The sequence below is a fragment of the Lutimonas halocynthiae genome (assembly GCF_030409835.1).
Lineage (GTDB): Bacteria > Bacteroidota > Bacteroidia > Flavobacteriales > Flavobacteriaceae > Lutimonas > Lutimonas halocynthiae.
In genome coordinates this window covers 420,758-441,662 of the sequence record NZ_JAUFQO010000001.1, presented here as the reverse complement: position 1 = coordinate 441,662, position 20,905 = coordinate 420,758, and the positions used below count along the sequence as shown (strand labels likewise).

Below are 20,905 nucleotides of genomic sequence, written 5' to 3'. Positions count from 1 at the left end.
GGTACTTTAATATTCTTAAATTTTAAATTTCACAACCCAGTGAAAAATAATATTAATTAAAAACAGCCTGATAAATTACGGAGAAACCTGACTTATTTGAAGGCGGGTTGGAGTCTAAATGCCTGAAGTTTTCTGGAATTTTGTGAAAGTCAATATCCCACTAACCCGAACATGAAATGAAAAACATCCTTCCAAAAGAAGTTATTACGGAGTCAATAGAATATCATAGACATAGATTTCTTAGAAAATCCCATATCGTTTATTCGGTATTACTAATTGGATTAATAATCCTGGCATTCCTCCTTCCAATAATTCATATTGATCTTTATTCTGCCTCTCCCGGAATGATCCGTCCCCAAAAAGAAATGAACCTTATTAACAGCCCCATAAATGGAAAAGTGGAACAGGTTAATATCGAAGAAAATTCATTCGTTCATGTTGGAGACACATTGTTAATGCTTGATGACAGAGAGGTGTCTAAAGCTATCCAACGACTTACTAATCAATTAGATTCATTGAGAATCAAAACACATGATCTTCAATATTTAATTAAAACAACATATCATAATAGTGATTCCATTGTTAGCGCTCTGCATAAAAGTCACCTTCAAGAGTACCAACATAAAACCAAAAGTCTAAAGGATAATTTAAACTGGATCACAAAAGACCTTAGACGACAGGAGCAACTCTTTAAGCGTGGTGTTATCTCTAAAAAAGAATTTGAAAATAGTCTGGAACAATTTGAGGCAGCAAAAAATGCCTTGCTTTTATGCCGAAGTCAACAAAAAAGGATTTGGCAAAACGAACTTCAAACTAGACAATCTGAAATCAGAATATTACATGCTCAACAACTGGAACTTGAGAAAAACAAAAGTCTTCACTATATAGTAGCTCCTGTTGAAGGAACCATTCAGGATCTCGTTGGAATTGATAAAAATAACTTTCTGTATACCGGATCTTCTATAGCTCACATTTCCCCAAAAACCGATTTACTGGTTGAATGTTATGTTAAACCAACAGATATTGGAATGATTAAAAAAAACCATCCTGTATCGTTCCAGATTGATGCTTTTGATCACAATTATTGGGGATCTGCGACGGGTAAAATAGTTCAGATTAGTGATGACAACCTCTTCATCAATAAGATGCCAATGTATAAAGTAATCTGCAGTATGAATGAAAGCAGTTTAGTTCTGGGTAAAAATATACGTGGAAAGTTAAAAAAAGGAATGACTTTAAATGCTCGTTTTTTCATCGCAAACAGGTCATTGATTCAATTGCTTTTTGACAAACTAAATGACTGGTATTAATACACTTACTTTGAAAATATCAAATAAAAAAGTAAAACAACACGATATATCTGATTGTGGCGTGGCTTGTCTGGTTTCAGTCGCTGCCCATTATGGTCTTTTGGTTCCTATTTCAAAAGTACGTCAGTTTACGGGTACTAATAAACAAGGAACAAATGTTCTTGGATTAATTGAGGGGGCCAAAAAACTAGGCTTCGATGCAAAAGGTGTTCAGTGTGATATTGCCTCTTTATCACATGTTCCAAAACCCGCTATTGCACATCTACATCTCGAAAATGGTCTTCAGCATTTTGTAGTAATCTATAAATTAAATGGAAAATCAATAAGAATAATGGACCCAGGACCTGGTACATTCATTAACACGCCACTTGAAAGTTTCAAAAAACAATGGTCTGGAGTGCTTGTCATTTTAGTTCCGAATCACAGTTTTATCAAAAAAAATGACAAAACGTCAATATTATTAAGATTTTGGCATCTGTTAAAGCCACATAAATACATATTGATACAGGCCTTAGTTGGCTCTTTATTTTACACCATTCTGGGGTTTTCAACCTCAATCTATATTCAAAAAATTTCAGACCATGTATTGATAAATAAGAACTACGATTTGCTGAATATCATGGGTATTGTTATGATAATTCTCCTCTTCATACAGGTCTTTCTTAATGTTTTTAAGGATATTTTTCTCATTAGAAGTGGTCAGGAAATAGACTCCAGATTAATACTAGGATACTATCAGCACCTTTTGCAATTACCTCAACAATTTTTTGACACGATGCAAATCGGTGAACTTATATCGAGAATTAATGATGCCGTAAAAATCAGATTGTTCATCAACAATACTTCTTTGACCTTGATGGTCAATTTCTTTATCGTCGTCTTTTCCTTTCTCCTCATGTTCACATATTATTGGAAGCTTGGATTAATTATGTTTTGCATCATACCACTATACCTGATCATCTATTTTATTACAGATCAGTTTAATAAAAAAACAGAACGAAGCATTATGGAGTCATCAGCTGAGCTCGAAAGTCAACTGATCGAATCGATAACGGCTATTAGCACAATAAAACAATTCGGCCTTCATGATTTTATGCAAACCAAAACAGAAAGAAAATTCATCAAATTACTGCAGATAAGTTATAAATCGTCTTTGAATCAGGTTTTTAGTCAAACCTCGACACAAAGCATATCAAATTTATTTACAATACTACTGCTATGGATAGGTTCGTATTACGTAATCGCTAAAGAACTAACCCAGGGAGAGCTTTTTTCTTTCTACGCAATTTTAGGATACTTTACAGGCCCTATTTCAGGTTTGATACTATCAAACAAAATAATTCAAAACGCATTGATAGCAGCAGATCGGTTATTTGAGATTCTTGACCTGGAAATAGAATCGGATCAAGAAATACATATAAGCTCAAATTCAACAAATACCACTATTTGTTTCAAAAATGTGTCTTTTTCTTATGGCAATCGCCCTCAGGTTTTCACTGACTTAAATCTAAAATTTAATCAGGGTGAAATAACGGCCATTGTGGGTGAAAGTGGCTCAGGAAAATCTACTATAATCAACTTATTACAAGGGCTTTACAAAATAAAAAAAGGTCAAATTTTTATTGGAAATAAAGATGTGAAATATTTACACAAAGGAAGTCTCAGAAACTTGATAGGGATAGTACCTCAAGACATACATCTTTTCGAAGGAAACATTATTCAAAATATTGCGCTTGGGGAAATTAATGCCAACATGGAAAGAGTGATTCAGGTTTGTAAGATGCTTCAGATCATGAGCTTTATAGATAGGCTTCCTCAGGGTTTCAATACCAACATAGGAGAAAACGGGGCCTCCCTTTCAGGAGGAGAAAAGCAAAGGTTAACAATCGCCAGAGCGCTTTATAGAGATCCAGATATTTTAGTCTTTGACGAAGCATCATCATCACTAGATAGTGCTTCCGAAAAAGTACTAAAAGAGCTTCTTCAAGACCTCATTAATAATGGTAAAACGATTATTCTAATTACACATCGAGTTGTCAATTTATCTCACGTAAATCGCATCTGTGTTTTAAAGAATGGAAGCTTAATTGAAGAAGGCTCTCCTAGCAGTTTACTCAATAAAAAAGGAGCATTTCGAGATCTTTGGGAAAATCAGGTCGGTGCTAATGAAGTCAAATTAAACCGATAAGAACCAAATACTTAAACTTTATAAAATGAATAATTTAAAACAATTGGAAAGGTTGAAGAAAGCGCATAGCTTGATAAAATCTGAGTGCACGGGCTCACCTTCTGAACTGGCAAAAAAACTGCGAATTAGCGTAAGACAAACCTACTTACTATTAGAGCAACTCAGAGAGTTAGATGCACCAATAGCCTTTAATCGCAGAACAAAAACTTACTTCTATACATTTGACTATGAATTAACAATACACATTTCCGTTCAGGTTATGGTTGAAGATCAACTCATGAATATTTATTCAGGCAAGGGCTTATCAAATTTTATTAATTCACTGCAAGGAAGCTGCAGTCCACAAAATTATCTTTGCTATGTCAAGGCAAAACTAGACGTAGTGGGTTAGACGTAACCTTGTTTTGATTAACTATTTGCATAACATTTTTATTAAATTTTAAATCTCAAAAATTATGAAACAACAAAGTGAGCATGGTATTATGGAGTTAAAAACTACAGATCTGGCTAATATTAAAGGAGGGCATCCGGTTTTAGTCGTTTTAGGCGTTATCACGACTGGAGTTAGTTTGGGTAGGGCACTGGATCAGGCAGGTCAATGGTTCTTAGAAGGATGGAATAATCCAAGATAGGCATATGGAAAATATATCTTATATAAACTGTATCGAATTAAAATCACAAGACCTTATTAATATTCATGGAGGCGGACCAATCAAAGAGGCCGTCAAATGGTATTATTTAACCGTAGGTAGTTTTTATCGTGGAATTTACGATGGCCTTATGGGAAATGAACCTGTAACTTAAAAAAATGCTAGTATGAAAACGCAGAATAATGTCGCATATATTTTTTTAATTGTTGGAATTCTAAATCTTGTTTTTTTAGTTGACACAATATTCACAGAAGCTCAGGTGGATTTTTATATTTTCTCAATAAAAACTAGTAAGAGTATAAACATGATGTATTATGCCATTATTAGTGTGTTACTTTTTCTTACTGGATTAATTATTTTATATCGAAATCATCAAAAAAATAAATAAATATGACGGACTTAAATAAACTCCAACTGACTGAACTTCAACCAAATGAATTATATTTCACTTTTGGTGGAACTGAACCAGCAAAAGGCTCATATGCAGCAGGTTATGCGGTTGGATCTTGGTTTAGAGAAATGTATGACATCTGGTCTTATGGTCTTACCCATTTGACAGATCGTTAAAATTCAAACTGTCTCGTTTTTTCTCGAGGCAGTTTTTCTATTCTAACCATCACTATTTTTTTGACAACAACCACGAAATCCTATCATAAGAAACCAAATAATGGATAATAACCAGCCCGCCAAAAATATAACTTAGTTCAATCTGCTGAAGATCATAAAGTACCCAAGTAGCTACAGCAAAAAATAAAAATTCGATCAATAGTCTTAAGGCCCCTGAAACAGGTATAGGTGCCTTACCAGATCGGCTTGGATCATCAGGTACGGCGAAGGTTCCCCAGACGATGGTCATTAAAATGGGCAAACCGATACCAAGTATATATTGTAAAGTACCTTCAAAGCTTTTCCAGGCCCAAAAACCCACTGATGCCAAAGCCAAAAGTTCGAGAATAAACCGAATCATTAGATTAATAGGATGGCTTCCCATGATAAATGGTAATTAGGTTAATAGCGTGTTACTAACGAAAGGGTTTAAATGTAAAAAAATACTCGTTTACACAACTTTCAACAAGAAGTAATTTCTTTTCCCTCTTTGGAGTAAAACGAATTTATCTGCGATGAGGTCTTTGGTTCCAAGCATAAAATCATCCTTAACCTTCTCCTTGTTCACAGAAATAGAATTTTCTTTTAAGGCTCTTCTGGCTTCACCATTAGATTTTAAAAAACCTGACTTTTCATTCAAGGCTTCTACAATGTTCAATCCGTTATCAAGTTCGACTTTGTCAATATCAGCCTGAGGGACACCTTCAAAAACATCTAAAAAGGTTTGCTCATCAAGTGTTTTCAAATCATCCGCTGTAGATCTTCCAAAAAGAATCTGAGATGCTTTTACCGCATTTTCATAAGCTTCTTGCCCATGGCACATGATGGTTACCTCCTCGCCTACTTTCTTTTGCAATAACCTTACATGTGGAGCTTCTTTGTGCTCAGTTATAAGCTTCTCAACTGTGTCTTTATCGAGAAAAGTAAAGATCTTAATATAATTCTCAGCATCAACATCTGAAGCGTTTAACCAGTATTGGTAAAATTTATAAGGAGAAGTTCTTTTCGTATCAAGCCAAATATTTCCTCCTTCTGTTTTTCCAAATTTTGTACCATCTGCTTTCGTCACCAAAGGACTGGTCAAAGCATATGCTTTTCCTTGTACCTTTCTGCGAATCAACTCAGTACCTGTGGTGATATTTCCCCATTGGTCACTCCCCCCTATCTGTAAAAGACAATTTTTATGGCTGTATAAATGAAGAAAATCATAACCTTGAACCAATTGGTAAGTGAATTCTGTAAAACTCATCCCTTCTTTAGATTCAGAATTGATTCGATTCTTTACCGAATCTTTAGCCATCATATAATTAACCGTGATGTGTTTTCCAATATCTCTGGCAAATTCTAAAAATGAAAGGTCTTTCATCCAATCATAATTATTTACCATTTCAGCGGCATTGTCAACAGCACCCGAAAAATCAATGAATCTTTCAAGCGTCTGTTTCACTCCTTTTATATTTTTTGCAAGGGTTTCTTCATCGAGTAAATTTCTTTCATTCGATTTCCCTGAAGGATCACCTATCATTCCGGTTGCCCCACCCACAAGCGCAATTGGTCTATGACCTGAGCGTTGCAAATGCATTAATAATATGATTTGTACCAAGCTTCCTATATGCAAAGAATCTGCTGTAGGATCAAAACCAATATAGGCCGCAGTTGATTCTTTTAATAATTGCTCTTCTGTTCCTGGCATGATATTGTGCAGGAGTCCTCTCCAACGAAGCTCTTCAACGAAATTCTTCTTCATCATAAAAAATTTCAGCAAATATAAAAAAGATCGCCTTCTTTGAATTCAATTCTCATAATAATTCAAATAAATAAAGGCTTCATTGAATCAGATAGTTTCATTCAAATGTTTATTTTCGTAACATGATTTTGGTAACCGGCGGAACTGGCTTGGTGGGCTCCCACTTGTTATATCATCTTTTACTTGAAAATGATAGTGTTCGTGCTATTCATCAAAAAAACAGTGACCTCAATGCTGTTAAAAGAGTTTTTCAATATTATAGCCCTGAAGCAGATAACATATTTAATAAAATAAGGTGGGTTGAGGCTGACCTTAATGATGTGCCTGAACTTGAAATTGCTTTTGAAAATGTGCATCAGGTGTATCATTCTGCTGCACTGGTATCATTTTTATCGAGTGATTATCAGAAAATGAGAAGGATAAACATTGAGGGTACAACTAATATTGTTAATCTCTGTATTTGCAATCAGGTTGAAAAGCTGTGTTTTGTCAGTTCAGTAGCTGCCATTGAAAACGCAGCGCCAGGTGTTATCATGGACGAATCTGATAATTGGAACAGCGCTACTGATAAAAGTGGCTACGCCATAACAAAATATGGTGCTGAAATGGAGGTTTGGAGAGCTTCCCAAGAAGGAGTTCCGGTTGTTATTGTGAACCCTGGAGTCATTATTGGTTCTGGTTTCTGGCATAAAGGCTCAGGACGTATGTTTACTAAGGTTCAACAAGGTTTAAAATTTTATACTACAGGTATCACCGGATTCGTAGGGGTTCAAGATGTAGTAAAAATAATGCAGCGCCTTATGAACTCTAACGTAAGCAACCAGCGCTTTATAGTGGTATCAGAAAATCTCAGCTATAAACAAGTACTCTATTCCATCTCAAAAGCGCTCAATAAAAACAAACCGAAAGTTCGAATTAACAAATTAATGAGTGAATGTATCTGGCGTATTGAATTTTTAAGAAGTAAAATCACGCTTTCGCCTCCCTTGCTGACCAAAAGAACGGCGAGGTCAGCATTGGCCGATCATCCTTATACTGCGGAAAAAATAAAGAAAGAATTAAATTTTGAGTTTGAAGCTATGGAATCATGTATTCAAAAAACGGCTCAAAGTCTGGTACAGTAAGATTTAGTTCCTTCTTTTTTGATACTTTTCTATACTGTCCGTTTTTTTCTGAATTGCTTTGTTTCTTTGCGTAGTTTGCTCACCTGCCAAAGAATCCATTCTATCTTGATAAAAGTTCTTAATAGTGTCTAACCTCCGTTGCACTTCTTCATAAATTTCCTCATATTCATTGATGTTTGAAGTATAGTAAATATTTGAAGCAGCGAACTGCGTGCTATCAATTCCATATTTTTGGAACACCAATGACATATAATTCCTGTTTTTCTCCAAATGAACATTTTTAATATTAGAAGTTCCAACAGCAAGGTGCATATCATAGAGCAGATTAATCATCTCCTCCTTGCCAATAAGGTCTTCCGGCTTCTCATAGTTCACTTTATCAGTGCAACTAAAAATTAAAAAAACCATGAATAAGAAATAAAATACTTTCATTATCGATTAAAAATTAAACGTTTTCCCTTAATTGTATCGTTAAATTCTCCTTTATTATACATTAAATGTCCGTTTACAAATGTATGTGTCACAGTTGAATGGAAAGTTGTGCCTTCAAAAGGTGACCAACCACACTTGTATAAAATATTACCTTTATCAATTGTTTGTTTCAATTCGGTGTCAATTAAGACAAGGTCTGCAAAATAACCCTCTTTTATAAACCCTCTTTGTTCTATTTTAAAGAGTTTTGCAGGATTATGGCACATTTTCTCTACCAATTTCTCCACACTAATTTTATCATCCCTTACAGCCTCCAACATAGCTAATACGGCATGTTGCACCAAAGGGCCACCGCTCGGAGCCTTAGTGTATACTTGATTTTTTTCTTCTAATGTATGTGGAGCATGGTCAGTAGCTATAACGTCAATTCTGTCATCCAATAAAGCTTTCCATAGCCCTTCTTTGTCTTTTTTAGATTTAACCGCAGGGTTCCACTTTATTAAAGTTCCTTTTTGCTCATAATCTTTTTCTTCAAACCATAAATGATGTACGCAAACTTCAGCTGTAATTTGCTTTTCTTCCAGCGGTATTTTATTGCTAAACAAATCTGTTTCAATTTCGGTTGAAAGATGAAATACATGTAGTCTTGCTCCTGTTTTTTTAGCAAGCGCAATGGCTTTTGATGAAGATTTATAGCAAGCTTCGGCACTTCTGATAACAGGATGCAGTTTTATGGGTATATCGTCTCCATATATGCTTTTTTGCTTGTCTAAATTATTTTTTATGGTTGTCTCGTCCTCGCAGTGAACGGCGATAAGCAATTTTGTAGAGGAAAATATTTTCTCTAGCACTTCTTCATCATCAACCAACATATTACCGGTTGAAGAGCCTAAAAACAACTTTATAGCAGCTACATTCTTGGGGTCAGTTTTCAACAACTCTTCGAGATTGTCATTTGTCCCTCCCATCATAAAAGAGTAGTTAGCATATGAATCTTTTGCCGCAATTTTGAACTTATCTTCAAGCAATTCTTGAGTGGTTGCCTGAGGAACTGTATTTGGCATTTCAATAAACGAAGTAATACCACCTGCAACGGCTGCACGTGATTCTGAAGCAATATTCGCCTTCTGGGTTAATCCTGGCTCACGAAAATGCACCTGATCATCAATCATTCCAGGTATTAAAAGCTTGTTCTGTGCATCTATAATAGCCGTATTCTGAGGAAAATCATCAATGCGATCACTGATTTGTTTGATTTTTTCGCCTTCAATCAAAACGTCACAAACGCTGGTTTTGCCTTCATTGACAAGCCTTGCGTTTCTTATTAAAGTGTTCATTTTCATTTTTCTTACTTTTTTGCTGGTTTGGGCAAACCTGAGAATCTCATTTTTATTATTCCGAATATAGCCTCTGTAATAATAGTTTTACTCATTTTAGATTCACCTAAAGTCCTGTCAGTAAATATCACAGAAACCTCTTGAACATTAAATCCGTGTTTCCATGCTTTAAATTTCATTTCTATCTGAAAGGCATAACCCACAAATTTTATTTTATCCAACTGTATGGTTTCCAGCACTTTTCGATTATAACAAACAAAGCCAGCCGTTGTGTCATTAAAAGGCATCCCAGTAATAAATCTTACATATTTAGAGGCAAAATAAGACAATAAAACACGCTTCATTGGCCAATTCACAACATTAACACCATTCGAATAACGAGAACCAATTGAAACATCAGCTCCCTCTTTAACACATTTCTCATATAATCTGACCAAATCTTTCGGATTATGAGAGAAATCGGCATCCATTTCTATGATATAATCATATTTTCTTTTAATGGCCCATTTAAATCCATGTATATAAGCCCGTCCTAAGCCATCTTTTGTTTTTCTGCTTTCTAAATAAAGGCTTTTGGGGTGTTCTTCTTGAAGTTTCCTTACAATATCCGCGGTTCCGTCAGGAGAACTGTCATCTACAATTAGAATGTCAAACGATTTTGTTTGGGAAAAAGTAGCCCTTATGATCCTCTCAATGTTCTCTTTCTCATTAAATGTTGGAATGATTACTAGGGTATCTTGCATAATGCTTATTTTGTATGGCAAAGGTAAAATAAATTATTGCTAATTTTGTGTTAAGAATATGCTTAATGAAAATTTTAAAAGATCCTAAGTATCTATTTTTTTCGATACTTCTCTTGTTCTCTGTAATCAATGTATTACAAAGTCATTTTACAAACTTATTTCAAGACGAAGCTTATTATTATACCTGGTCAAAGGACCTGGCTTTTGGGTATTTCGACCATCCGCCAATGGTTGCGCTCTGGGGCGCTATTGGAAATCAATTCGCCACAGGTGAATTGGGATTGAGGATTCTCAGCACCCTTAGTTTTAGCGCCATGTTATGGCTTATTTGGTTAATGGTAGATGTCAAGGAAAAATGGCAACATGTTTTGCTCTTTTTTACAGTAGTAGTTTCAATGGCTTTATGGCAGGTTTTTGGTTTTATCATGACGCCTGACACACCTCTGCTTTTCTTTTCCGCCTTGTTCTTATTGTCCTACAAAAGATTTTTAAGTAAAGAAAATAACCTCAACACCCTGTTATTGGGTTTTAGCATGGCGGCCATGCTCTATAGTAAATACCACGGTATTCTTGTAATTGGGTTTATCGTATTGTCAAATTGGAAGCTACTAAAAAAACCCAGATTCTGGATGGCAGGTATTACTGGTCTTGTTCTTTTCCTCCCTCATCTTTATTGGCAATATGAAAACGGCTTCCCTTCTATACTCTATCACTTAAAAGAAAGAAATAAACACTCTTATCAGATAGACCAAACGCTTCTTCATCTTGGGAATATGCTTGCCGTTATAGGAATAACATTTCCGGTTATATACAAAGCTTTTTTTAAACAAAAAGCTCTCGGAGATTTTCAAAGAGCCCTAAAGTATATTGTTTATGGCTTTTTTCTCTTCTTTTTAATAAGTTCATTCAATAGTAAGCCACAAGCACAGTGGGTTATTATCATACTTATTCCGCTAACATTGTTAACATTCCCTTATTTTATCAAAAAACCTGAAGCAAGACGATGGCTGAAAATCTTAGGTGGAACACAGCTCGCCATTATCATCATCATCAGGTTATTCTTCGCGATTCCTTCTATATCACCTATTGTGCTTGAGCCGCACGTATCAGAACAATGGATTCCTGATCTTAAAACAAATACAGAAGGTAAACCTATTGTATTTGTAAATTCATATAGCAACGCGTCACTTTATAATTTTTACACAGGCATTAAAACCCATTCGTATAGCATTTTAAAAGGTAGAAAAAGCCAATATAACCTTCTTAATTTTGAAGCTAATATGCAAGGAGAAGATGTTTATAGTGCCACCCCTTTTGTTAAGGATCAACCAATCCTCGCCACCAGAAAGAACAAATATCTATATGGTAAATCGATTAGCAACTACCAAACTTTTGAAAAAGCCCATTGTGTGATAAGCTCTGAAGAATTAATAGTGAAGCCAGGTCAAAATAAATTTGAATTTACTTTTACAAATACTTATAATAAAAATATTACTTTTGACAACATTCGATTTATCGGCGTATTTCAAGCTCCTAAGAAGGATATTATTGCAAAAGTTTTATTACAAATCGATGACAATCTAGAATTAAAAGCGCTTGAAAACAGGGTAATCGAAGCAACGTTTATTAGTCCGGATCTTCCTGAGAATGAAGAACTAACATTCAGGGTAGCCATTGAGTTTTATAATTTACTGGAAGGTTTTCAAGGAAATAAAGTACCTGTTGTTCAGATCGATAATAATTAATTGAATTTAACTCATGTTTGAAGGCATAGAAAAAATATCCGTTACAAACGATTGGGTGACGCTGTTCTTTCTTGCGGTTTTGATATTAATAGCTGTTTTACAATTCAACTATACTGAAAGATTTTCTAAATTATTCTCCTTAGTTTATTCAGAAAAATACTACACAGATTACATCAAAACCAGACCTCTTGTTTTCAATAGTTTTCATGTCATTTTCTTTTTTATCATCATTTTTAACATTTCACTCTTTCTTTATTTTGCATTTAATACGTTTTCATCATCCCCAGATCACGATCAGTTTTACTTCTTCTTTCAGATTCTTTTAATGACTTTTGGTTATTTCCTCGTGCGCTATTTTGTTGGTGTTTTACTGGCATTTATTTTTGAAGCAGAAGAAGGTCAAAAGTATTTTACTTTTTTGAAAATGAGTAATTTAGCTTTAATATCTGTTCTTGTTTTACCATTGTTGGTTTTGGCCAATTACAGCGTGGGTATTTTTCATAAGTTCTTGATAACTTTCGGCATAGTAGCCTCATTTGCAATAGCTTTATTTCGTTACTTTGTATTGATCAAAAACGAAAAATTGAGTTTTAACAATTTGTTCTATTTATTTTTGTATCTTTGCGCCCTTGAATTAGCCCCCTTTATAGTTCTTTATAAACTGTTTGTTGATTAAAACAAAATTATATGAAAGTAAAAACTATACTCGTTTCACAACCTGCTCCGAAAGCAGAACAATCACCTTATTTTGATTTGATGAATAAACAAAAAGTGAAAATTGATTTTCGCTCGTTTATTCATGTTGAAGGAGAATCATCCAGAGAAGTTAGAAACCAAAAGATTGATTTCTTAGGATTTTCAGCTGTTATTTTTACAAGTAGAAATGCCGTTGATCACTATTTTCGCCTTGCTGATGAAATGAGAGTTGTTATTCCAGACGATATGAAATATTTTTGTTTGTCTGAAGCTGTAGCATTTTATCTACAAAAGTATGTTGTCTATAGAAAGCGCAAGATTTATGTTGGTACAAGAACTTTTGATGATCTTATGCCTTTAATTAAAAAGCATAAGTCTGAAAAATTCCTTTTACCAAGTTCTGATATGGTAAAACAGAGCATGATTGATAAAATGGATAGCCTTAAAGTAGATTGGAAGAGAGCTATTTTATTCAAAACTGTAATTAGCGATCTTTCTGATCTTCAAAACGTGTTTTATGATGTGTTGGTCTTCTTTAGCCCAAGCGGAATAAAATCTTTATTTGAAAATTTTCCAACATTCAAACAAAACGATACGCGAATCGCTGTTTTTGGAAATTCAACAGTAAAAGCGGCAGAAGAAGCTGGTCTGCAAATTGACATTGCTGCTCCTTCAAAGGAAACGCCTTCAATGACTATGGCTCTTGAAAAATATATTAAAGAAGCTAATAAATAATTAACTTCTTAATCAAAAAAAAAGCGACTTATAATTAAGTCGCTTTTTTTTTGATATATAGTCTGCTAACTGGCTTTAATAACTTCAATTATCTTGCCTTCCAGCTCTTCAGCAAGTTCTGGATTATCGCCTATTAGTGACTTAACAGCATCTCTACCTTGCCCTAATTTGGTGTCTCCGTAGCTAAACCATGAGCCACTTTTTTTAATGATTTCATATTCAACGCCCAAATCAAGTATTTCACCAACTTTTGAAACGCCTAGCCCATACATTATATCAAACTCAGTAGTTTGAAATGGTGGTGCTACTTTATTCTTTACAACTTTGACCTTAGCCCTGTTACCTAAAACCTTGTCTCCATCTTTAATTTGTGTTCTTCTTCTAATATCTAGACGAACTGAAGCATAAAATTTCAATGCATTACCACCAGTAGTGGTTTCAGGGTTACCAAACATAACACCAATCTTTTCTCTTAACTGATTGATAAAGATCACTGTACAATTTGTTTTATTGATAGTACCCGTAAGCTTTCTAAGAGCCTGTGACATCAAACGAGCATGTAGGCCCATTTTTGAATCACCCATCTCTCCTTCTATCTCACTTTTTGGTGTCAAGGCAGCCACCGAGTCAATGACTACGATATCTACAGCACCAGAACTAATCAAGTTATCGGCAATTTCTAAAGCTTGTTCCCCGTAATCAGGTTGAGATATGATTAAATTATCAATATCTACACCTAAATTCGAAGCATAAAAACGGTCAAAAGCGTGCTCTGCATCAATAAAAGCAGCAATTCCTCCTGCTTTTTGAGCCTCTGCCATGGCGTGTAAAGCCAATGTTGTTTTACCTGAAGATTCAGGTCCAAAAATTTCTACTACCCTTCCTCTTGGATATCCACCAACGCCTAAGGCCAGATCTAAGCCTAATGAACCCGACGGGATAACTTCTATATCCTGATAGGGCACATCTCCCATTTTCATAACAGAACCTTTTCCATAGGTTTTATCCAGTTTATCAAGGGTTAACTGTAGTGCTTTTAATTTTGCTGCTTTTTCTTTGTCTTCTGCCATAATCAGTCGTAAAATTTATCTGTTTTTCTATTTATTGAACGGTAGCTAAAATAGGAATTTTTAGGGGTATTAATTCCTATAATGAGCAACATAATTATTAACAATCTTTTTAAGTATTAGGCTTTTCTTTTTCTCTTAATATTCATTAATAGGAAATGATTTATGAAGTAAACTAAATCCTCAATAAAATTTAATTAATAGAGTTATTATTCCTGTAATTACACAACCTTATGGTTCAGATGGTGTTAATTCATCAACTGGTATTGGCGATATTAGTTATACAGCTTGGTTAGCGCCTACTAAAGCGTCTCAAATTACCTGGGGAGTTGGTCCTGTCTTTCAAATACCAACAGCTTCTAATCCAGACGAATTTGGAACAAGAGAATTTGGTATTGGCCCATCAGTAGTGGCATTGACAACCATTAATCAGTGGGTTGCCGGAGTTGTTATCAATAATGTTTGGACTTTTGGTGACGCCAAAGAAAACAAGTTCTTATTCCAATATTTTGTGAATTATAACCTTCCTAAAGCCTGGTATATCGTATCTGCACCTATTTTAACGGCAAATTGGAATGCCGAAAGTGGCGAACAATGGATCGTACCTTTTGGTGGTGGAGCTGGTAAAGTGTTTAGAATTGGAAAACAACCAATCAATGTGAATGCACAAACCTATTATAATACTGTTAGACCTGATGGTTGGGGTGATTGGCAATTTAGATTACAAGTACAATTACTTTTTCCTAAAAAACCTAAATAAGTTGATGAATTTTTTCTAATAATAATCTCTGATTACTTGATAATCATGTATGTATGTGGAATTCCATCCTCCATATAATCCTCTCCTGTTGATTCAAAACCCAGAGATTCATAAAACTTTCTTAAATACCTTTGCGCACCAATTTTAATAGTTTTGGTATGATAAAGTGATTCTATCTGCTCAATTGATTTTGACATCAACTCAAATCCTAATCCATCTTTTCTATAGTCTTGATGCACTACTACTCTTCCAATGGCGGCCTCTTTATAATACTCATCCGGGCCGAATAATCTTGTATAAGCAACTGTTTTACCTTCATCCGTTCTTCCAAAAAAATGATAGGCAATTTGATCTTTTCCATCCAAGTCTAGATAAGGACAGTCTTGCTCAACTACAAAAATATCAAGACGCAACTGGATAATATCATGGAATTCAGAAAGGGTTAATTCTTTAAAACTTTTCAGTGTCCAGTTCATTTACTTTTTAATTAATCCTGAATAATAAAATCTTTGTGATCATCTCTTTCAAATTCAGGTTGCAGATTGGAGTGATTGATGTGAAACTTTTCAAATAAAATGAGCTCAACTTTTGAACATATCTGGTCGAAATCAGATAATTTAATATCCTTATTAAACTCTATATGTGCCTCAAAATGAACATCATGATCATTTAATTGCCAAATATGTACATGATGAATATTATCAATCTCCGGGACTGATATAATCTCCTTCTGAATAGCTTCTATTTCAAGATGTTTAGGAGCAAAAAGCATTAGTATTTTAAGGGAGTCTATAAAGATGCTCCAACTCATAAAAAGAAGGTAGATAGAAATTATAATAGTTAATATAGCATCCAGCCAATATATCTGATAATACTTCATTAATAAACCGCCTATCAAAACTGCAACAGAAGTTAGCATATCAGTAATCAGGTGAAGATATGCTGATTTCATATTTAAATTATGATTGGCATCTTTCTTTAATAATAAGACACTTAAACCATTACCAAGAATAGCTATAAAAGCCAGCCATATCACTAAATCAGAAGCAATTTCACGAGGATCATTTAATCTTTTAACGGCTTCAATGGCCAAAAAAACCGCTATGATAATCAAAGTAGATGAATTAATAAAAGCTGCTATGATTTCAGCTCTTTTAAATCCAAAAGTTTGGTGTAAAGTTTGTTTCTTTTTATTGCTTAAAATATTAGCAACATAGCTTATGATTAAAGATATAACATCAGATAAATTATGAACTGCATCTGAAATTAAAGCCAAGCTTCCTGAAATAATTCCACCAATTACCTGTGAGGCGGTAATTATTATGTTTAATACAATTGAAAAAAGTAGTCTGTTTCCAGACAATTGGCCATGTTGATGTGTGTGGTGATGACCCATAGAAAATTTTTATTTAACAGTAGGAATCTTATCTATTCTATTTTGATGTCGTCCTCCCTCAAATTCAGTATTAATAAATGTCTTTACAAACTGTAAAGCATCTTCTTTAGAGACAAATCTAGCTGGTATACTTAAAACATTTGCATCATTATGTTGTCTGGCAAGAGATACCAATTCATTATTCCAACATAAAGCTGCGCGAATTTTTTGGTGATGATTCGCTGTCATTGCAGCTCCATTACCACTTCCACATATAATAATCCCTAGATCAGCTGAGCCAGATTCAACAGCTTCTGCAACAGGATGAATGGCGTCAGGGTAATCCATACTTTGATTATCATCTGTACCAAAATTTTGAACCTCGATACCGTTATCTTTTAAATAATCTACAATTTCAAACTTATATTCAGTCCCTGCGTGATCATTTCCAATTGCTAGTTTCATCCTTTTATTTTTAAACAAAATTAAGATTATTCAAGTAATAAACATAAAATTATTGCATTGTTAATCAATGTTTACATTCTACTGATTTGGAAGGCTTTATAATTATAGCTAATTGTTGATTAAATTAGCGATAGTTCTGATAAATATATTTTGCAAATCAAGCTTATTTACCTATTGATTAAAACAAATAAAACAAACAAATTTATTTGTAAGAATTTCACCTCTATTTATTAACAGGTTTTAACAGTATTATTATCAATATTTTTAATTTAGTTTTACATTTAAAACAGTTAATACAACAATATTAAATTGTGTATAACTCAAAAATAAAATTGATTATTAGGCTTTTAGTTTTTTATAAACTGTTTATAGTTTTTTAAAACTGATATTTCATAATTTTATTTAATCTTTTTATTGGGTGTATTAACAAGCTATAATACACATCATTTCTTTTTTTAAAATTTAAATTAAATCTATTAATAATATTATAGTTGTTAATAACAAAAAAATAGAAGGAAGAAAATGAATGATTAAATGTTATCAGAAGTTAATTGAAAATATAAAGATGTAGTCTGAGTTGTTTGGTTACATTCTACTTTTTTAAAAGTATAATCTATACTTTTTTTTGCTGCTAAAATACTTAGGGCAAAAATAAGAATACAGAGAATGATTATTTTAACTACTGGTTTCATATACTCTATAGACGAGACATTTTTGAATATGTTACAAAAATGTTAAAATTCTTAAATATTTTATGATATGATAAATTGAATAGCCTTAGGAATAAGGCTTATTGATACATCTCCTTTCCCAAGTAGTTCACCGTCAGCTTGTATATACGAAGAATGATTATTTACAGTATTAATTGTTTTTTCTCTAAAACACTGAGATTCTTTTATTTTATTGATCCCTCCTAAATACAATTTAAAGATATGTCGAATCACCTGTAGTATTTTAATATTTGATATATAGGTAATATCAAAAAAACCATTTTCGTGGCGTTTATAATCAGTTAATTGCATTCCAGATCCAGAAAATTTACATAGACCAATACTTATTAAAAACATTTTAGAATTGAAATTATCCTTTTCAGTTTTTAAAATAAATTGATGAGGTTGGTATACTTTTAAACTGGATAAGGCAGCAAAAATATAAGCTAAAGAACCCCATTTAGAAAAGGAGGCGATGTTTTTAACAACAAAAGCATCAAAACCAATTCCAGCTGCATTCATAAAGAATTCTTCTTGTTGTGATTCTTTAAACACGATGCTACCTATATCTTGATAGATTACTTTATTCTTAATAATTGTTTGAATGGCCTTTGCAGGATTGGATGAAATATTATAATTTTTAACCCAATCATTACCGGTACCAATTGGAATAACAGCAAGAGATATTTTCTCAGTTGCAATTTGATTTTGATTCATGATTCCGTTTACCATATGGTGCAGGGTACCATCACCTCCAATACAGATAAATTTACGATAACCATTTACTATTGCTTTTTCAACTAATAATTTTTCATGATGTGTATATTCTGTGGATATAAAATCAAAACGTAATTGATGACTAACCAGTAATTTTTTTATAGTTGTAATAGTTTTTTTATTTTTTCCTCCCCCAGATACTGGGTTGAAAATAATGTACCAAACAGATTTCATTTGTAAGTGATTCAATTGATGCAAATTACGATTTGTTTTTTATTATGCTTTTTAGAATTGATTGTCATTATAATACGTACTTTTAAAAATTAGAAATATTGAATTAATGACAAGAAAGAAACATAGTATTTACAAGAAAAAAGGAAACGTAATTAAAGATTTAAGTAAAAGAATTTTACAAGTTTTTAATCAGAATTCCAATAAGCTATTGAATTATAAACAGCTTGCAGCTAAATTGGATATCGATGATGCCAATGGAAGGAATCAAATAATTAAAGAACTACAAGATTTAAAAATTCAGGAAAGAATAGAAGAAAAAGAAAGAGGTAAATTCGTTTTAGTAGCTCAAAGTCATTATTATGAGGGTATTATAGAAGTCACATCAAGAGGTAATGCTTATGTAGTATGTGAAGATTTGGAACATGACATTTATATTCCATCAAGAAATTTAAACCATGCTTTAAATGGTGATTTAGTTAAAGTATATGTTTATAAGAGAAAGAAGAATAAAAAACAGGAAGGTGATATAGTAGAAATATTAGAAAGAGCTAAGACTGAATTTGTAGGCGTTTTACAAAAAAATAAAACATTTGGTTTTGTGGTTCCAGATGACCATAAAATGTATGCAGATATTTTCATTGCGTCAGATCAACTTGCTGAGGCTGAAGATGGGGATAAGGTATTGGCTAAAATGACAGATTGGCCTACTAATTCAAAGAATCCATTTGGACAAATCATCCAGGTACTTGGTAAACCAGGTGATCACGATACTGAGATTCATTCTATTTTACTCGAATATGGTTTACCATATACTTTTCCTGAAGAGGTTGAGGCCTATGCTTCAAATATTCCAATTGAAATAACGAAAGAAGAAATTGGTAAGAGAAGGGATATGAGAAAGGACCTTACCTTTACCATTGACCCTAAAGACGCTAAAGATTTTGATGATGCTTTATCATTTATGGTCTTAGAAAACGGAGATTACGAAATTGGAATTCATATAGCAGATGTTTCTCATTATGTCAAAGAGAAGACGGTGCTTGAAGATGAAGCTTATGAGCGCGCTACCTCAGTTTATTTAGTGGATAGGGTGGTTCCGATGTTGCCTGAAATTTTATCGAATAATGTATGTTCATTGAGACCTAATGAAGAAAAACTAACATTTTCGGCTGTATTTAAAATGAATGAAAAAGGGCATGTATTAGATTCCTGGTTTGGTAGGACTGTAATATATTCAGATAAGAGATTTGCTTATGAAGATGCTCAGGAAATTATTGAAGGAAATGAAACAGATGTTAATGAATCTATAAAGGAAGCAATTTTAACCCTGGATGGTTTAGCAAAGAAAATAAGAAAAAGAAGAATGGCAGAAGGTGCTATTTCATTTGATAAAACTGAAGTCAGGTTTAACCTTGATGAAGATGCGAATCCGATTGGAGTATATGTGAAAGAAAGTAAAGATGCTAATAAACTTATTGAAGAATTCATGTTACTTGCTAATAGAAAAGTAGCAGAGTTTATTGGAAAGAAGAAAAAAACTTTTATCTACAGGGTTCACGACGAACCGAATATTGATAAGCTAGGATTATTGCAAGGCATTATCTCTAAGTTTGGATATAGAATAGATACCAACTCAAGAGAATCAACTTCAGATTCGCTTAATAAATTACTTGCTGATGTTCATGGAAAGGCTGAATCTAATATGATTGAGACCTTAACAATAAGATCAATGAGTAAGGCTATTTATACCACTGAGAACATTGGTCATTACGGATTGGCTTTTGATTATTATACTCATTTTACCTCTCCAATCAGAAGGTATCCTGATGTTATGGCACACCGTTTGTTACAGTATTATTTAGATGGAGGTGATTCAGTGAAAGTTGATAAATATGAAGAGAAATGTAAACACTCTTCAGAAAGAGAATATATGGCCAGTAAGGCTGAACGGGATTCTATCAAATATATGCAGGTAAAATACATGCAAGACCACCAGGATCAGGAATTTGTAGGCGTAATTTCTGGCGTTACAGAGTGGGGTATTTATGTAGAAATCATTGAAAATAAATGTGAAGGAATGGTGAGGATTAAAGATATAAGAAGCGATTATTTTATCTTTGATGAGAAGCAATATGCCTTGATAGGTCAGGCCGATAAAAGAATGTATCAGTTAGGAGATCAGGTTACTGTTACAGTTAAAAATACGGATCTTGAAAGAAAGCATCTAGATTTTAATTTAGTAGAAGAGTAAGGGTGTAACAAAT

Annotated in this window: 22 protein-coding genes; 12 read left to right on the top strand and 10 right to left on the bottom strand. The window is 33.4% G+C overall.

Annotated features, from left to right (window positions below; genetic code table 11):
• The first annotated feature begins 176 nt into the window (after positions 1-176).
• The 6 genes from QWY87_RS01955 (at position 177) to QWY87_RS01930 (ending at position 4,715) form a co-directional block, all read left to right on the top strand.
• Positions 177-1,310 (top strand): HlyD family secretion protein, encoded by a 1,134-nt coding sequence (locus tag QWY87_RS01955; protein WP_290287689.1) that lies wholly within the window; start codon positions 177-179, stop codon positions 1,308-1,310.
• A gap of 10 nt (positions 1,311-1,320) precedes the next feature.
• Positions 1,321-3,498 carry a peptidase domain-containing ABC transporter gene (locus QWY87_RS01950; RefSeq protein WP_353959148.1) on the top strand — a complete coding sequence of 726 codons (2,178 nt, stop codon included), beginning with the start codon at positions 1,321-1,323 and terminating at the stop codon, positions 3,496-3,498.
• Positions 3,499-3,523: 25 nt separating this feature from the next.
• The gene (locus QWY87_RS01945) at positions 3,524-3,889 is read left to right on the top strand and encodes a DNA-binding protein (RefSeq protein ID WP_290287688.1); all 366 of its coding nucleotides are present in this window, start codon (positions 3,524-3,526) and stop codon (positions 3,887-3,889) included.
• A 64-nt stretch (positions 3,890-3,953) separates the two neighbouring features.
• The gene (locus QWY87_RS01940) at positions 3,954-4,130 is read left to right on the top strand and encodes a hypothetical protein (protein ID WP_290287687.1); all 177 of its coding nucleotides are present in this window, start codon (positions 3,954-3,956) and stop codon (positions 4,128-4,130) included.
• 4 nt (positions 4,131-4,134) lie between these two features.
• Positions 4,135-4,302, top strand: a complete 168-nt coding sequence (locus QWY87_RS01935) for a hypothetical protein (RefSeq protein ID WP_290287686.1) — start codon at positions 4,135-4,137, stop codon at positions 4,300-4,302.
• A 236-nt stretch (positions 4,303-4,538) separates the two neighbouring features.
• Positions 4,539-4,715, top strand: a complete 177-nt coding sequence (locus QWY87_RS01930; RefSeq protein WP_290287685.1) for a hypothetical protein — start codon at positions 4,539-4,541, stop codon at positions 4,713-4,715.
• 52 nt (positions 4,716-4,767) lie between these two features.
• Here QWY87_RS01930 and QWY87_RS01925 read toward each other — a convergent pair whose 3' ends face one another.
• Together QWY87_RS01925 and tyrS are read right to left on the bottom strand one after the other, a co-directional pair.
• Entirely contained in the window at positions 4,768-5,139 is a 372-nt protein-coding gene (locus QWY87_RS01925) for a YrdB family protein (protein ID WP_290287684.1), read from the bottom strand.
• A gap of 66 nt (positions 5,140-5,205) precedes the next feature.
• Positions 5,206-6,501 carry a tyrosine--tRNA ligase gene (gene tyrS, locus QWY87_RS01920; RefSeq protein WP_290287683.1) on the bottom strand — a complete coding sequence of 432 codons (1,296 nt, stop codon included), beginning with the start codon at positions 6,499-6,501 and terminating at the stop codon, positions 5,206-5,208.
• 122 nt (positions 6,502-6,623) lie between these two features.
• On the opposite strand from tyrS, the gene QWY87_RS01915 reads away from it, so the two are divergent.
• A complete protein-coding gene (locus QWY87_RS01915; RefSeq protein ID WP_290287682.1) occupies positions 6,624-7,625 on the top strand; it encodes an SDR family oxidoreductase in 1,002 nt (333 codons plus the stop codon).
• Between the two features lie 3 nt (positions 7,626-7,628).
• Here QWY87_RS01915 and QWY87_RS01910 read toward each other — a convergent pair whose 3' ends face one another.
• The 3 genes from QWY87_RS01910 to QWY87_RS01900 are packed head-to-tail and all read right to left on the bottom strand — an operon-like array spanning position 7,629 to position 10,137.
• A complete protein-coding gene (locus QWY87_RS01910; protein WP_290287680.1) occupies positions 7,629-8,057 on the bottom strand; it encodes a DUF4296 domain-containing protein in 429 nt (142 codons plus the stop codon).
• A complete protein-coding gene (locus QWY87_RS01905) occupies positions 8,057-9,400 on the bottom strand; it encodes a dihydroorotase (RefSeq protein ID WP_290287678.1) in 1,344 nt (447 codons plus the stop codon). Before QWY87_RS01905 ends, QWY87_RS01910 begins: the two co-directional genes overlap by 1 nt.
• Before the next feature lie 5 nt (positions 9,401-9,405).
• Positions 9,406-10,137: a polyprenol monophosphomannose synthase gene (locus tag QWY87_RS01900; protein WP_290287676.1), complete on the bottom strand. Its 732-nt coding sequence runs from the start codon at positions 10,135-10,137 to the stop codon at positions 9,406-9,408.
• Positions 10,138-10,202: 65 nt separating this feature from the next.
• Here QWY87_RS01900 and QWY87_RS01895 point away from each other — a divergent pair, with 65 nt between their 5' ends.
• Genes QWY87_RS01895 through QWY87_RS01885 form a run of 3 tightly spaced genes read left to right on the top strand, consistent with a single transcriptional unit; the run spans position 10,203 to position 13,313 of the window.
• Positions 10,203-11,882 carry an ArnT family glycosyltransferase gene (locus tag QWY87_RS01895; protein WP_290287674.1) on the top strand — a complete coding sequence of 560 codons (1,680 nt, stop codon included), beginning with the start codon at positions 10,203-10,205 and terminating at the stop codon, positions 11,880-11,882.
• 13 nt (positions 11,883-11,895) lie between these two features.
• Positions 11,896-12,558 carry a DUF4271 domain-containing protein gene (locus QWY87_RS01890; protein WP_290287672.1) on the top strand — a complete coding sequence of 221 codons (663 nt, stop codon included), beginning with the start codon at positions 11,896-11,898 and terminating at the stop codon, positions 12,556-12,558.
• 11 nt (positions 12,559-12,569) lie between these two features.
• On the top strand, positions 12,570-13,313 hold the full coding sequence (locus QWY87_RS01885; RefSeq protein ID WP_290287671.1) for a uroporphyrinogen-III synthase: 744 nt from the start codon (positions 12,570-12,572) through the stop codon (positions 13,311-13,313).
• Between the two features lie 65 nt (positions 13,314-13,378).
• On the opposite strand, the gene recA is transcribed toward QWY87_RS01885, so the two are convergent.
• Entirely contained in the window at positions 13,379-14,383 is a 1,005-nt protein-coding gene (gene recA / locus QWY87_RS01880) for a recombinase RecA (protein WP_290287669.1), read from the bottom strand.
• A gap of 412 nt (positions 14,384-14,795) precedes the next feature.
• Between recA and QWY87_RS01875 the strand changes: the two genes are divergently transcribed.
• Complete coding sequence (locus tag QWY87_RS01875; RefSeq protein ID WP_290287668.1) at positions 14,796-15,140, top strand: hypothetical protein; 345 nt, start codon at positions 14,796-14,798, stop codon at positions 15,138-15,140.
• Between the two features lie 32 nt (positions 15,141-15,172).
• Here QWY87_RS01875 and QWY87_RS01870 read toward each other — a convergent pair whose 3' ends face one another.
• From QWY87_RS01870 to QWY87_RS01855, 4 genes are all read right to left on the bottom strand, one after another.
• Positions 15,173-15,616 (bottom strand): GNAT family N-acetyltransferase, encoded by a 444-nt coding sequence (locus QWY87_RS01870; protein ID WP_290287667.1) that lies wholly within the window; start codon positions 15,614-15,616, stop codon positions 15,173-15,175.
• Positions 15,617-15,627: 11 nt separating this feature from the next.
• Entirely contained in the window at positions 15,628-16,536 is a 909-nt protein-coding gene (locus QWY87_RS01865) for a cation diffusion facilitator family transporter (RefSeq protein WP_290287666.1), read from the bottom strand.
• A 9-nt stretch (positions 16,537-16,545) separates the two neighbouring features.
• Positions 16,546-16,980, bottom strand: a complete 435-nt coding sequence (rpiB, locus tag QWY87_RS01860; RefSeq protein ID WP_290287665.1) for a ribose 5-phosphate isomerase B — start codon at positions 16,978-16,980, stop codon at positions 16,546-16,548.
• 752 nt (positions 16,981-17,732) lie between these two features.
• Positions 17,733-18,641: a diacylglycerol/lipid kinase family protein gene (locus QWY87_RS01855; RefSeq protein WP_290287664.1), complete on the bottom strand. Its 909-nt coding sequence runs from the start codon at positions 18,639-18,641 to the stop codon at positions 17,733-17,735.
• A 106-nt stretch (positions 18,642-18,747) separates the two neighbouring features.
• Between QWY87_RS01855 and rnr the strand changes: the two genes are divergently transcribed.
• Positions 18,748-20,892: a ribonuclease R gene (gene rnr, locus QWY87_RS01850; protein ID WP_290287663.1), complete on the top strand. Its 2,145-nt coding sequence runs from the start codon at positions 18,748-18,750 to the stop codon at positions 20,890-20,892.
• Positions 20,893-20,905: the final 13 nt, after the last annotated feature.